Here is a 14,668-nt window from a genome sequence, read left to right as displayed (position 1 = left end):
TATAAACAACTTAAGATTTAAACTTAGCCAAATAATTTTCCGATTGAATTTTCATGATTTCAGTTGCGTTTTTTTTCTTCAAGTTATATAATTCCTTATCGGTTTTGATGTCTGAATACACCTCATCATAAATAGAAGCATCCGTTTTCTTTTGTAAATCGCGCTGGTAACTATTTTGCTCGATTAATGTTTTATAACTAATTTCAGCATCTTCTAATTTGAAATCGTATTCGCTTTTACTAGCTAATAATTTTGCTATAATTGGAGAAGTTTCAATGGCTAAAAACAACAACATGATAAACAAAGAAGGCAAAAAAGGCAATTTATCTAAAGCATTTATTCTTGCCATTAAACCGTCAAAACTATCAATAATTGGTTGCGAATCGGTTACTTTCTTATCTAAATCTGCTTGTAAGGTTTTACCTTTTGCTTCTTTTTCTGCAATTAACTTTCCGTTTGACACTTTTAAAGAATCTAATTGTTTAGCCACTAAGTCGTAAGCTTCACGCTTTTCTTTATAAATTGGACCTTTACCCATTTTTTTAGTTCCAGCCGTTCCTTCTGCTTCTGTTATATAGGATTGATACAAAGCAGCCACTTCTTTCTCTTTTGCATTAAGCTGACTTTTTAAACTGTCAATTGAAGCTTGATTTTTATCTACATCTGTTTTAAAGAAATTTGCCACTTGCTTTTTATTTGCAATCGCCATTTCATTTTTCTCTTTTAACAAAACCGTATCAATTTCTTTTTTGAAAATTTTAATTTCCAGAGGTTTTGATATTACAATAGCAATAATCATAGCCAACACAATTCGCGGAGACGCTTGAATAAATTCATCTATAAAACTATCTCTTTTTTTGATAGTCGATACAATAAATCGGTCTAAGTTAAAAATTAACAAACCCCAAATTAATCCGAAAAAAGTAGCCATATATACATTGTCAAAAACCGTATATAAAGCATAAGAACAGGCTACAAAAGCCATAACTGCAGTAAAGAAAACAGTAGCGCCAATTCCGGCATATTTATTCTGTTCTCCGTTGGAGCATGAAGCAACAATATCTTTGTCCGCTCCAGAACAAAGAATAAAAAATGATTTTAGCATAACGATTCGTTTAAAACCACAAACTTGCCCCGATGTATCGAGAAAACACTTATGGTTAGTTGATGATTGATGATGATTACAAATTTGTTGCCAAAAATGGTATTTTGTTACAAGATTTTGATTTTATTATTGAATAGTTGTATTAAAACGTTTAAAATAACGTATAGAAACTATTATTTCAAATACAAATTCTCTCAAAATTATACAGAATTATGTCGAATATTTTAGAATAAAAAAACCATCATCTTGGGATGATGGTTTTTAAAATTATTGATATTTCAATTCGATTTTTTTTGTTCTGTTTTTTAATTGCCCTGTAAGTTGACTTTCATAAAATTCTTTCGTATATAGAAAATACAAATTATCTCGAGTTGAAGTTGGCGGATTAACCATTTCAGCATAATAATAAATATTTGTTCTTTTCATTTTACTTAATACTGCATTTTCAACTCTTCTGTCATTTATAAAAATTAAATACTTTTTTTCGTTTTTAAATTTTTCAAACAACTCTTGATTTGGAATTCGCTTTCCAACAAGATAAAACATATGTGTTTTAAGATATCTTTGCTTTATTTTCAGGTCTAAATCTTTATACTTTTTTGTTACATTGACATTATTATCTTTATCAATAATAGTAATCATGATGTCTTCATAAGCAAAATCTCTTTTTTGTTTGGTTTTTTTATCTTCAACAAATTCCTCTTTATTGAGATTTAGATGAATACTATATTCTTTTTTAGCTTTTGCAGTGTTTTTTTTATAACTATTTTTCTTTTTTAATACCTTATTACTATTATCTGAAAAAACCATTTTGCAAGTATCGTTACTATAATGTAAATGACTATTTTTCAAATAAGTATCAAAATATTTTTTTGTATATAAAGAATATTGATATTCCTGAGGAAAACGTTTAGACCTTGCATTTTTATGAACAAAACTAAAGGTATAATACTTAAAATCAGTTCGTTTATATTGATTGATTTCTTGTTTAGAACTTACTTTCCCATTAATCCAAACTGCTAAATTCTTAGTTTTCATTTGTTCAAATAACGAAAGAGGCAATTCTTTTTCAACAATTTTATTGGGTATCCAATTTAAATACTCTCTTTTTTGTTGAAGACTCAATTCTTCATACATTTTATTTATGGAAATATTTTTATTTTTTCTTAAATCTTTTAATAATATTCTCACATTTAAATAATAAGCATCTCTCAACCGATCCTTATCAGTTTCACTTATTTTGACATTTGATTTTGAATAAACTTTTTTCTCTTGAGCAACAACTTGAACACAGAAAAAATAAATTAATCCAGCAAGAATTGGAACTACTGCAATTTTTTTCAAAACGGCTAATTTTTGAGATGTTTTTTTTGTCATCATAAGTAATCGTTTTTTGGTTACTAAATAATTCAGGTTACTGGCTAAGTAAACTGTTTGGTTGTCGTTACCTTTTTGTAAAAGTAAATTTTGGTAAAACGGAACATTATCATATGTTTTTACAATTTCCTCATCCGCCAAAAATTCATGATTGAGTTGAATGGCTTTTTTGTAGAAAATAAAAAGGGGATTAAACCAGAAAATAGCCTTCAACAACTCAAGAAATAAAATATCTAATGTGTGCTTTTGAGTCACATGAACTAGCTCGTGTGCAAATAATTCTTCTTCAATAGTACTATTTTTATAATCTTCAGAATTAACAAATATTGTATTCAGAAAAGTATGTGGCAATATCTTTTCTTCCATCAAAACCAAATTTGCATTTTTATATTTTATGTTGGAATTTGATTTGATTTTAGTAAGTAATTGGAGATAATTTTTCCCTAATCGAACCAACAACAACAAAGTTACAGATACATAAGCCATCCAAATTAGATATGGAATGTAGTTTATAGTGTCTTCGGTTTGAATTTTGTTTTCATTAAAAATTAATTCCTCTGAAGATTTCGAAATAAAGTTATTATTTTCAGGTTGGATATTTTCTACAACAGGAATAATTTTGATGTATTCAAAAGTTATAAATGGAATTGCCAATGAAATTAAAATTGAAATCAAAAGATACAAACGATTGAAATGATGCATTTTTTCTCGTTCTAAAACCAAATGATAAAAACCTAAAAAAACAATTAAACTGATGGTTGATTTTAATAAAAAGTCGATCATTTTTTCTTTTTTTGAAGTTCAACATCGATAATTTTTCTCAATTCTTCCAATTCTTTTTCCGTCAAATTAGTTTCTCTTGTAAAAAAAGAAGCAAATTGTGAAGCCGAATCGTTGAAGAAATTCTTAATCAATCCATTTACGTGTTTGGAAAAATAATCTGACTTTTTCACTAATGGGTAATATTCGCGAGAATTTCCAAATTCATTATAAGCCACAAATTTTTTATCAATCATTCGTTTTAAAAGTGTCGCAACTGTTGTTGTTGCAAGCTTAGGTTCTGGATAAACTTCTAATATATCTTTCATGAAGGCTTTTTCCAGCCTCCAAAGATGTTCCATCAATTGTTCTTCTGTATTGGATAATGTCATCTGTTCTACGAATTTAGAATTAACTCTACAAATGTAGAATAATATTTTAATTCTACAAACGTAGAAGTAAAATTTAACAAAAAAATCCAGAATTATATAAATCTGGATTTTGTATATTTTGCAATTAAAACCATTATCGAATTTGTAGAATCGTAAAATTACAATCTTCTCGAGTACCTAAAACATTTAAACTAAGCAAAGTACTTAATACATTAAAACTTATGGTATCGCCTGTGTTCAAACTAACGAGCGTTGTAACTGTTCGGATTGGCGGAGAAACATTTACACCCAAAACACCTACATTAGCAAAAGAAGTTCGATTAATTACTATTCCGTTTTTTAGAATTGCTACTCCAAAATTAGTTGCAATAGCAATTGCAGACGTTGCTTTAATTTGCACTGAAACTTGATAAATACCGTTTTGTTTTGCTGTAAACTCAGAAGTTGAAGTATTGAATTCATCATTTAAATCAAAATCTTCAGAATCAAATCCTATTTTACTTGCTCCAGCGAGCAAAGTTAACGTTACATCACTTGAACTAGCAAAGTAGCCTTTTACACAAGATTTTAAATTACTTTCTAAAACCGTTTTTGAGGAAACTCTACTTACATTCCCAACATCATCTACCACTAAAATTGAATCTTTAGCTGCAGAAAGCCTATTTGTTAAAACTGAAGTTCTAATTCTTAAATCTCCATTAACATCTAATTGAGTGGTTGGTGTTGTAGTTCCAATCCCAACCTGACCGAAGTTCTTGATCATGAACAACAAGAACACAAAAAGCATCTTTATCTTCATAGTAGTTTAATTTTTTATACTAATTTACAAAATATATTATTGATGCGTTTAATAAATTGTTAATTTTTACATTATTTAGTATTTTTACATGATTTTATTGAGAATAATTAAATAAAAAATCCCCATTCTTTCGAATGGGGACTCTTAATATTTAAAAGCTGCTTACTAAAAACTGTAAACTGCTCGCTAATTTTTAGTATCTGTAGTATTCTGGTTTGAATGGTCCAGCTACTTTAACTCCGATATATTCAGCTTGATCGTCGCGTAATGTTTCTAATTCAACACCTAATTTAGAAAGGTGTAACGCAGCTACTTTTTCATCTAAATGTTTTGGTAACATATATACTTCATTTTTGTAGTTCGCGCTATTTTGCCATAACTCTAATTGTGCTAAAGTTTGGTTAGTAAACGAGTTACTCATTACAAAACTTGGGTGACCTGTTGCACAACCTAAGTTCACTAAACGTCCTTCAGCTAAAATAATAACTTCTTTACCGTTTACAGTGTAAATATCAACTTGAGGTTTAACTTCATTTTTAGTATGACCGAAGTTTGTATTTAACCAAGCCATATCGATTTCGTTATCGAAGTGTCCGATATTACAAACGATAGCTTTATCTTTCATAGCTTCGAAGTGACGACCTAAAACGATATCTTTATTACCCGTTGTAGTGATAATAATATCAGCATTAGCGATAACTGTATCTAATTTCTTAACTTCAAAACCATCCATAGCTGCTTGTAAAGCACAGATTGGATCGATTTCTGTAACTGTAACAATAGAACCAGCTCCGCGGAAAGATGCCGCTGTACCTTTACCTACATCTCCGTATCCACAAACTACTACTCTTTTACCTGCCAACATAACGTCAGTTGCTCTACGAACTGCATCTACTGCAGATTCTTTACAACCATATTTGTTATCAAATTTAGATTTAGTAACCGAATCATTTACGTTGATAGCTGGCATGTATAACGTACCATTTTTCATTCTTTCATATAAACGGTGTACACCAGTTGTAGTTTCTTCAGATAAACCTTTGATATCTTTAACCAATTCTGTGTATTTATCGAAAACTAAATTAGTTAAATCTCCTCCATCATCTAAAATCATATTTAAAGGCGCACGCTCTTCACCGAAGAATAACGTTTGCTCAATACACCAATCAAATTCCTCTTCATTCATACCTTTCCAAGCATAAACTGGAATTCCAGCAGCAGCAATAGCAGCAGCAGCGTGATCTTGAGTAGAGAAAATATTACAAGAAGACCAAGTAACATCAGCACCTAAAGCTACTAATGTTTCAATCAAAACCGCAGTTTGAATGGTCATGTGTAAACATCCAGCAATACGAGCACCTTTTAAAGGTTGACTTGCACCAAACTCTTCTCTAAGCGCCATTAAACCTGGCATTTCAGCTTCTGCTAATAAAATTTCTTTTCTTCCCCATGCTGCTAAAGAAATATCTTTAACTTTGTATGGTACGTAAGGAACTGTTTTTGTACTCATTATATTTATTAATTTATTTTATTATTTGAGAGTGCAAAAGTACAACATAAGTTTCTAATTAAGAAATATATTTTAGATATTTATGTTTTGTTTATAATGCTAATCCACTGAAATACAATTGTATAAAATTTTTAAATCGCTTTTGAGGTATGCCATTTTTCAAAGAAATTAACATTAATGAAGATACGACTGCTTATTTTTGGAAAATTTCCGAAGCTATCGAGTGGCTTTTTGAAAATGTTCAACTTAACGATAAGTCGATTTCCCGATTGGAAACCATGAGTTCTATTGAACACAAAAAAGGATTCTTAGCCGTGAGAATGCTATTACAACATGTTGGTTTTACTGATTCTGATTTGTTGTATGATGCATTTGGAAAACCGCATCTTAAAGATAAAAGTAAAAAGGCAAAAGATAAAAGTATACTGCCGCAACATATTTCAATTTCTCATTCTCATGAATTTTCTTGTATTTGCATCAGCAACCAAAGCATTGGAATTGATTTAGAAAAAAGAAAAGAAAAAACCCTAAAAATCGCACCTAGATTCATGGATGTTTCACATTTAGAATACCTTTCTGAATCTGATAAAATTGTAAAAGCAACTGTGATTTGGGGTGTAAAAGAAAGTGTATTCAAATTAAAGAATGAAAAAGGTATTAGTTTTCCCAATCATATTTCCGAATCACCTTTTCAATTAGAAGACAAAAAAGGAACAGTACAATTGCATTTTAACGAGGTAAAAGAAGAATTTAATTTTCAGTTTGATTTTGTAGACGATTATGTTTTCGTTTGTGTATTGCAATAAAATAAAAACCTTTGCGAGCCTTGCGACAAACTTTGCGTTTTTTTGCGGTTAATCCGTAAAAATTGTACTTTCGTATCGTTATGAAAAACATCTACCAAAATATTTTAATCGCCAAACAAAACAACCAAAAACTCTTGGCTATTTTGATTGATCCTGATAAAACGAAAGCGGAAGAAATTGAAAATTTATCTCAAAAAATAAATGAATCACCTGCCACTCATATTTTTATCGGAGGCAGCATCGTGGAACAAATTTGCATCGATTCTCTAATTATCGAAATCAAAAAATATTGCCACTTACCTATTTTAATTTTTCCTGGTCATCCCTCACAAATTTCAAATGAAGCAGACGGCATTTTATTTTTAAGTTTACTTTCAGGAAGAAATCCAGATTATTTAATTGAACATCACATCAATTCAGTAGATATTTTAACAAACTCTTCATTAGAAATAATTTCAACAGGTTATATTTTAATCGATGGCGGAAATGAAACTGCCGTTCAGCGTGTGAGTCAGACCTTACCAATTGAAAACACCAATATTAATTTGGCTTTCAAAACGGCTAAAGCAGGAGAATATTTAGGTAAAAAACTTATTTATTTAGAAGCCGGAAGTGGCGCCAATCATCACGTTTCACTTGAAATGGTAGAATATGTGTCTAAAAACATTTCAGTTCCATTAATTGTCGGTGGCGGCATTAGAAGTTTATCAAAAATTCAAGAAATCTTTAAAGCTGGAGCGGATATAATTGTGATTGGAACGGCTTTTGAAAATGATCCTACTTTTTTTACTTCATAATATGTTTGAAACCATCATCAATCAATACAAAAACATCCCGAATTGGCAAATTGCCATTGAAATCATAGTATTCATTTTTGGCATTTTGAGTGTTTATTTTGCAAAAAAAGAAAACATTTTAGTCTATCCAACCGGAATCGTCGCCACAGTATTATCCATTTACATTATGTATCATGCCAACTATTTTGCAGACATGAGCATCAACATTTATTATTCCATTATGAGTGTTTATGGATGGTTGCAATGGAAAAAAATTACAAACGGCGAAACACTTTTAATCTCCAGAACCAACCCTAAAGAAAAAAGTATTGGCGTTGTATTGTTTGTGATAACAGCAATTGTTTGTGTTTTAATTTACAAGTTTTTCGACTATAAATTACAAATAAACAACTATTTAGATATTTTTACTACTTCTTTATTTTTTTCAGCTATGTGGTATATGGCACGTAAAAAAATAGAAAATTGGACACTTTGGATCATTGGTGATGCGATTTGCATTTATATTTTTTTCGACAGACAACTTTACATTATTGCTCTTCAATACATAATTTTTACTATTTTAGCCATCTCAGCTTACTTAGAATGGAAAAAATATTTAGCGAAATAGATTTACAACAAATTGTTAAAAGAGGAAATTCTCTAGAAAAAATCATGCAACAATTGCATTACTTCAAAAATGGAATTCCTAACATCAACTTACATAAAATCGCTTCAATTAATGATGGAATTTTTCGATTTACAGATTCAGAAATTGAAGAATTTTGCACGTATTTTGACAAACACAAAGACAAATATGTTATTGAAAAGTTTGTTCCAGCAAGTGGCGCTGCAACTAGAATGTTCAAATCGTTAAATGAATTTTTAAACACATTCAATCCAGAAAAAGATACCATCAATTCGTATGTGAACATCAATAAGGATAAAGATTTATCACTTTTTATTGTAGGCTTAAGAAATTTCCCATTTTACAATGAATTAAAGGAAAAAACCAAAGCTCTTTTTAAAGAGTATTCCAACTATAATTCGGATCAAAAAGTTTACGCTATTGTAAAAACTTTATTAACAGAAGAAGGTTTAAATTTTGCTAACAAACCAAAAGGCATTTTACCTTTTCACATTGAAAATGATGAGATTTTAACTCCGATAGACGAACATGCTTTTGAAACAGAATTTTACAAAAAATCAAATGAAAAATCAAAAATTCATTTTACCATATCAAAGGAATTTGAAAAAGATTTTTTAAACATTACCAATAAATATAAGGATATTGAAGTTACGTTTTCGTATCAAAACGAAACCTCCGACACCATTGCAGTTAACGCAGACAATACCCCTTTTCGTGTAGAAGAAAACGAATTGTTTTTTAGACCAGGCGGACATGGTGCATTAATTGAAAATTTAAATCAATTACAATCTGATGTGGTTTTTATTAAGAATATCGATAATGTCTCGCAAAATAATCGTGAGCTAATATTAAACTATAAAAAGTTAATTGGTGGGATTTTATTGTACACCAAACGACAAGTTGAAATTTCTTTACAAAAACTTTTAAATAACGAAATTGACGAAAACAATATTAAAGAAATCATTGCATTTGTAGAAACAAAAATGTCTTTTCCATTACCAGAAGAAATCAAAATGTTTCAGTTTGAATATCAAAAAGAATACTTAATAAAAATATTAAACCGACCAATTCGTGTTTGTGGAATGGTGAGAAATGAAGGCGAACCAGGTGGTGGACCCTTTTGGGTTAAAGATGAAAAAGGACGTCATAATTTACAAATCGTAGAATCTTCTCAAGTAGATTTAACCAATGAAAACCAACGTAAGATATTTAAAAATTCTACACATTTTAATCCTGTTGATATTGTTTGCAGTTTAAAAGATTACAAAGGAAATAAATTTGATTTAACCAAATTTGTGGATGACAAAGCCGCTTTTATTACTGAAAAAACAAAAAACGGAAAACCAATTAAAGCCTTTGAATTACCGGGATTATGGAATGGCGCCATGGCCAAATGGACCACTATTTTTGTAGAAGTTCCCATAGAAACTTTCAATCCGGTAAAAAAAGTGATTGATTTGCTAAAACCTGCGCATCAACCGAACAATTTAGACACTAATTCTGCTTTATAATGAAAACGGAGATACTTGCATCTGAACTTAATTTTAAAGCGGTTCGCAGCAGTGGCGCTGGTGGTCAAAATGTAAATAAAGTTTCTTCTAAAATAGTATTAATATTTGATGTGGCTACTTCTTTAGGTTTAGATGAGGAAGAAAAACGCACACTTCAAACCAAATTAAAATCGAAAATTTCACAAGAAAACTTATTGATTTTAACTTGTGATGAAGACCGAAGTCAACTAAAAAACAAACGAATAATTATCAAACGATTTTTCGAAATGTTAGATAAGGCTTTAGAGAAACCAAAGAAAAGAATTGCCACTAAAACGACAAAAGGCGCTAATGAAAAACGCATTCAAGAAAAGAAAAAGGCAGGAGAAATTAAAGCTGGAAGAAGAAAATTAGATTTCTAAAAGCCATAGTTTTCATCATATAAAATTGATTTTTAAAATTATTCTTGATTTTTGAAATGGAATTCCTATCTTTGCCCCGTCTCAAAGGGGTGCTTGTTTTTCAGGCTGAGATTATACCCATAGAACCTGAGCAGGTAATGCTGCTAAGGAAAAAGAGAAATTCTTGTCATTCTTTCTTGTTTATTACAAGTACAGAATCTAAATTCTCAAAAACATTTTTTAACTAATTATTTTTTAACCAAGAGTAATTACCCCTTTTATTCGTATTATTTTACGAATTATGCAACTATTAAAAAAGAGTGTAACACTAGGCGCTTTATGCTTTTTACCCATTGTATTAAGTGCACAAGAACAACCAAAAGATTCTGTTAAACAAATCGAAGAAGTATTAATTTCTGGCGTAAGAGCGAAAGAAAAAAACCCGATTCCTTTTACTAACGTTTCAAAAGCACAAATTGCACCTAGAAATTTAGGTCAAGACATTCCGATTTTATTAAATTATTTACCTTCTGTAGTTACTACCACAGATGCTGGTGCAGGAATTGGCTATACCTACATGCGTGTACGTGGTTCTGATGGTTCGCGTATTAACGTTACTTTAAATGGTATCCCTTTTAACGACAGCGAAAGTCAAGGAACTTTTTTTGTAAATTTACCCGATTTTGCTTCTTCGTTAGAAAGCATTCAACTGCAACGTGGTGTGGGAACTTCTACAAGTGGAGCCGGTGCATTTGGTGCGAGTTTAAATTTACAAACCAAAGCGTCTCAACAAAATGGTTATGCTGATATTTCCAATTCAATTGGAAGTTTTTCAACCAGAAAACACACTTTAGCTTTTGGTACAGGTTTACACAATAATTTTGAAATGAACGCTCGTGTCTCAAAAATCGAATCGGATGGATATATTGACAGAGCTTCATCTAATTTATTTGGCTATTATTTTGATGCCAATTACATTACAAAAAACACCATAATTAAAGCTATTGCTTTTGGAGGAAAAGAAAAAACGTATCAATCATGGAATGGTTTAGAAGATGAAGAAAAGCTAAGAAACGACAGAACCTATAATTCTGTTGGACAATACACAGATGAATTTGGAAACATCCAGTTTTATGGAAATGAAACCGATAACTATTGGCAAAATCATTTTCAATTGCATTGGAACCAAAAATTAACTTCTAAATGGCAATCTAATGTAGCGTTACATTATACTTTAGGAAAAGGATATTTCGAACAATACAGAGAAGATGAAGCTTTTGCAGATTATTTATTACCCGATTTTGGCAGTAACACCACAACTGATTTAGTAAGAAAACGTTGGTTAGACAATGACTTCTTTGGAACAACTTTCTCTTTAAATTACAAAACTCCAAACACAGATGTAATTATTGGTGGAGCAGCAAATAAATATCAGGGAAAACATTATGGAGAAGTAGTTTGGACGCAATTTTATGTACCAAACACGAACAGATACTACGATAATTTCGGAAATAAAAACGATGTGAATTTTTACACGAAAGCCTCACAACAAGTAGGAAAACTTAATGTTTTTGCTGATTTACAATACCGTATGGTTTTTTACCAAGCCAACAGTATTAAATTTAATGATGTAAATGATACATTCCGTTTCTTTAATCCGAAAGCTGGAATTACGTATACTTTAAACACCGCAAGTTCTATTTATGGGTATTTCGGAATTGCGAATAAAGAACCAAGACGTGATGATTATGAAAATGGAAGCATTAAACCAGAGCGTTTACAAGATTTCGAATTAGGTTATAAATTTAGAAACAACAAAGCATTTGTAAATATTAATGCTTTTTACATGAGATATAAAGATCAATTGGTAGCAACAGGTGCTTTGAATGATGTAGGAAGCCCAGTTTTTGAAAATAGTGGAAAAAGTTACCGTTTAGGACTTGAAATTGAATCGTCAATTAAAGTTACTGAAAAAATAATGGTTCAACCAAATGTAACTGTAAGTACCAATAAAAATGAAGATTTTTACTTTCAAAGAGATGGTGTTTTAACCAACTTAGGCAATACCAATATTGCGTATTCGCCTAATTTAATTATTGGAAACAACATTACATTTGCTCCAATTAAAGCTTTACAAATTTCCTTTTTAACCAAATTTGTTGGGGAACAATACATGGGAAATATTGATGCTGAAAAATCAGTTTTACCAGATTACACAACATCAGATTTAAATATCAATTATGAATGGAAAATCAATAAAGGCATTAAATCTATTGTATTTTCTGGATTAATAAACAATATTTTCGACAGAGTTTACGAATCTAACGGTTATTTTTATACGTATGATGATGACTTTAGTAATCCACCAGCAATTACAACTATTGAAGGTGTTGGGTTTTATCCGCAAGCTGGGATTAATTTCTTAGCTGGAATAAATTTGCGTTTTTAAATTCACACAAGTATAAAAAAGGTTAGAAGAATTTCTAACCTTTTTTTCATTTTCCTTCTATCCATGCGGTAATACTTCTATCGTCTGGTTGTGTATTTGGTGGAATTATTTTTTCTAATTCGCCATTTTCATTCAATAAATACTTTTGAAAATTCCATTTTACGGATGAATTTTTTACACCATTTTTCGATTTCTTAGTTAAGAATTCATAAATTGGATGCATAGTACTTCCTTTTACAGAAATTTTCTCCATCATGGGAAAAGTAACCCCATAATTAATGCTACAAAATTGTTGAATATCATTCGAATTTCCTGGTTCTTGCCATAAAAAATTATTGGCTGGAAATCCAATTATTTCAAAATTTTGATTTTTGTACTTATCGTAAATTTTCTGCAATTTTTCATATTGAGGTGTTAAACCGCATTTAGAAGCTGTATTTACTACAAGTACTTTTTTTCCTTTCAAAGTAGAAAAATCAAAGTCGTTTCCTTGTAAGTCTTTCACCACAAAAGAATGAATAGAACCTAAAGTTTGATTAGGTTTGTTGGATCCGAAAAAAGAGGTTAAAAATTCAAACATCAGTTAAAAATTCTTAGAGTTGTATCGTCAATTACCTGAACACGATAAGCTTTTAACGGATATTGTTTACCTGCTGCTAAACCTGTAAACAAACTATATTCCGCATTATCACACGGACACTTAGCATTAATTCCGTTAATTGTCATGGTAGAACAATCTGCCAAAGCTTGATTAGGACAAGCCGCATCATAAGCAACATAATTACCACTGCCTGCATTAAAAACTATAATTCCTCTTATTCCAGCACCTGCAGTATTTACATAAACTCCTGTAGAAGGAAATGCTAAAGTGGCGTATTGAGGAAAACTCATGTTTATATTAACTTCAAACGAATAATTAGGTAAAAAAGGATTCTCATTATTTCTTTGTGTATCTTTTTCGCAAGAAAAACTTAGCACAATTACAACGAGAAGGTAAAAAAATCTTTTCATTTTTTTTATTTTTTTGATTTATCAAATTTAATTTATTTATATTTGACAAACTAATATAGTAAACAAAAATAGTTAAATAAATTATATCTTTGCAAAAAGGGAATCCCATAGTTGTGGGATTTTTTCTATTTTATAAATTAATGAAGTTATGAGCACAGTATCTTATTACACAGCAGAAGGATTAAAACAATTGAAAGCCGAGTTAGATCAACTTAAATCTATAGAACGCCCTAAAGCATCTCAAGCCATTGCAGAAGCAAGAGATAAAGGCGATTTATCTGAAAATGCGGAATACGATGCAGCAAAAGAAGCCCAAGGTTTATTAGAAATGCGTATTTCTAAAATGGAAGAATTGGTTTCTAATGCAAGAATTATTGACGAATCTACTTTAGATGTATCAAAAGCTTTGGTATTATCTAATGTGAAAATTAAAAATCAATCGAACGGAATGGAACTACAATATAAGTTAGTTGCAGAAAGTGAAGCCGATTTAAAAACAGGAAAAATATCCGTAACGTCTCCAATTGGAAAAGGATTGTTAGGTAAGAAAGTTGGTGAAATTGCAGAAATTAGTGTTCCAAATGGGGTGTTAAAATTTGAAATTTTAGAAATTACACGTGACTAAGACTATGTTCAATTAGGCAATAATCAATAGGCCAATTTGAAAACATATCAACAACAATAAGTATTCATTTTTCAAAAAGATAGCATTGAAAATTGGCTAATTGTCAAATTGAAAATTAATTTTATGAGTTCTATTTTTACAAAAATAATCAACGGAGAAATTCCTTGTTATAAAATTACAGAAAACGAGGATTTTATTGCTTTCTTAGACGTAAATCCGAATGCAAAAGGACACACTTTATGTGTACCCAAGCAAGAAGTCAATAAAATTTTCGACATGGAAGAAGATTTGTACTTAGGATTAATGGCGTTTTCCAGAAAAGTAGCCATTGCGTTAGAAAAAACTGTTCCTTGTAAACGAATTGGAGTGGCAGTTGTAGGCTTAGAAGTTCCACATACACATGTGCATTTAATTCCACTTCAAGACATGGACGATATGCGTTTCCAACGAAAAACAACATTAACACCAGAAGAATTTTCAATTTTAGCCAAACAAATTGCTGAAAATATATAGAATAGAATT

The 14,668-nt window shown here is 30.3% G+C and carries 15 protein-coding genes; 8 read left to right on the top strand and 7 right to left on the bottom strand.

Annotated features, from left to right (window positions below; genetic code table 11):
* Positions 1-10: 10 nt before the first annotated feature.
* The 5 genes from G4D72_RS00875 to ahcY all read right to left on the bottom strand — a co-directional run bounded on the left by G4D72_RS00875 (position 11) and on the right by ahcY (position 5,942).
* Complete coding sequence (locus G4D72_RS00875; RefSeq protein ID WP_166075692.1) at positions 11-1,105, bottom strand: DUF4407 domain-containing protein; 1,095 nt, start codon at positions 1,103-1,105, stop codon at positions 11-13.
* A 267-nt stretch (positions 1,106-1,372) separates the two neighbouring features.
* Complete coding sequence (locus G4D72_RS00870) at positions 1,373-3,265, bottom strand: M56 family metallopeptidase (protein WP_235922418.1); 1,893 nt, start codon at positions 3,263-3,265, stop codon at positions 1,373-1,375.
* Entirely contained in the window at positions 3,262-3,633 is a 372-nt protein-coding gene (locus G4D72_RS00865; protein WP_166075691.1) for a BlaI/MecI/CopY family transcriptional regulator, read from the bottom strand. Before G4D72_RS00865 ends, G4D72_RS00870 begins: the two co-directional genes overlap by 4 nt.
* A gap of 133 nt (positions 3,634-3,766) precedes the next feature.
* The gene (locus G4D72_RS00860) at positions 3,767-4,432 is read right to left on the bottom strand and encodes a BclA C-terminal domain-containing protein (RefSeq protein ID WP_166075690.1); all 666 of its coding nucleotides are present in this window, start codon (positions 4,430-4,432) and stop codon (positions 3,767-3,769) included.
* A 193-nt stretch (positions 4,433-4,625) separates the two neighbouring features.
* Positions 4,626-5,942: an adenosylhomocysteinase gene (gene ahcY, locus G4D72_RS00855; RefSeq protein ID WP_166075689.1), complete on the bottom strand. Its 1,317-nt coding sequence runs from the start codon at positions 5,940-5,942 to the stop codon at positions 4,626-4,628.
* A 149-nt stretch (positions 5,943-6,091) separates the two neighbouring features.
* On the opposite strand from ahcY, the gene G4D72_RS00850 reads away from it, so the two are divergent.
* From G4D72_RS00850 to G4D72_RS00825, 6 genes are all read left to right on the top strand, one after another.
* The gene (locus G4D72_RS00850; RefSeq protein ID WP_166075688.1) at positions 6,092-6,748 is read left to right on the top strand and encodes a 4'-phosphopantetheinyl transferase family protein; all 657 of its coding nucleotides are present in this window, start codon (positions 6,092-6,094) and stop codon (positions 6,746-6,748) included.
* An 80-nt stretch (positions 6,749-6,828) separates the two neighbouring features.
* Positions 6,829-7,545: a geranylgeranylglyceryl/heptaprenylglyceryl phosphate synthase gene (locus tag G4D72_RS00845; RefSeq protein ID WP_166075687.1), complete on the top strand. Its 717-nt coding sequence runs from the start codon at positions 6,829-6,831 to the stop codon at positions 7,543-7,545.
* 1 nt (position 7,546) lies between these two features.
* Positions 7,547-8,152: a nicotinamide riboside transporter PnuC gene (pnuC, locus tag G4D72_RS00840; protein WP_166076082.1), complete on the top strand. Its 606-nt coding sequence runs from the start codon at positions 7,547-7,549 to the stop codon at positions 8,150-8,152.
* The gene (locus tag G4D72_RS00835; protein WP_166075686.1) at positions 8,128-9,681 is read left to right on the top strand and encodes a DUF4301 family protein; all 1,554 of its coding nucleotides are present in this window, start codon (positions 8,128-8,130) and stop codon (positions 9,679-9,681) included. Before pnuC ends, G4D72_RS00835 begins: the two co-directional genes overlap by 25 nt.
* Positions 9,681-10,082, top strand: coding sequence for an alternative ribosome rescue aminoacyl-tRNA hydrolase ArfB (arfB, locus tag G4D72_RS00830; RefSeq protein ID WP_166075685.1), 402 nt, complete (start codon positions 9,681-9,683; stop codon positions 10,080-10,082). Before G4D72_RS00835 ends, arfB begins: the two co-directional genes overlap by 1 nt.
* Before the next feature lie 280 nt (positions 10,083-10,362).
* Complete coding sequence (locus G4D72_RS00825; protein WP_166075684.1) at positions 10,363-12,510, top strand: TonB-dependent receptor; 2,148 nt, start codon at positions 10,363-10,365, stop codon at positions 12,508-12,510.
* Between the two features lie 46 nt (positions 12,511-12,556).
* Here the strand turns inward: G4D72_RS00825 and G4D72_RS00820 are convergent, their stop codons facing one another.
* Together G4D72_RS00820 and G4D72_RS00815 are read right to left on the bottom strand one after the other, a co-directional pair.
* Complete coding sequence (locus tag G4D72_RS00820) at positions 12,557-13,090, bottom strand: glutathione peroxidase (protein WP_166075683.1); 534 nt, start codon at positions 13,088-13,090, stop codon at positions 12,557-12,559.
* Positions 13,090-13,521 (bottom strand): Rieske (2Fe-2S) protein, encoded by a 432-nt coding sequence (locus tag G4D72_RS00815; RefSeq protein ID WP_166075682.1) that lies wholly within the window; start codon positions 13,519-13,521, stop codon positions 13,090-13,092. The genes G4D72_RS00820 and G4D72_RS00815 overlap by 1 nt, the downstream gene beginning before the upstream one ends.
* 148 nt (positions 13,522-13,669) lie before the next feature.
* Between G4D72_RS00815 and greA the strand changes: the two genes are divergently transcribed.
* Together greA and G4D72_RS00805 are read left to right on the top strand one after the other, a co-directional pair.
* Positions 13,670-14,146, top strand: a complete 477-nt coding sequence (gene greA / locus G4D72_RS00810; protein ID WP_166075681.1) for a transcription elongation factor GreA — start codon at positions 13,670-13,672, stop codon at positions 14,144-14,146.
* A gap of 123 nt (positions 14,147-14,269) precedes the next feature.
* Positions 14,270-14,659, top strand: a complete 390-nt coding sequence (locus G4D72_RS00805; protein ID WP_166075680.1) for an HIT family protein — start codon at positions 14,270-14,272, stop codon at positions 14,657-14,659.
* The last annotated feature ends 9 nt before the right edge of the window (positions 14,660-14,668 follow it).

Origin of the sequence: Flavobacterium difficile, assembly GCF_011392115.1 — a bacterium.
GTDB lineage: Bacteria > Bacteroidota > Bacteroidia > Flavobacteriales > Flavobacteriaceae > Flavobacterium > Flavobacterium difficile.
Note: the sequence above shows the minus strand (reverse complement) of the source record. Positions and strands in the feature narration are given on the sequence as shown.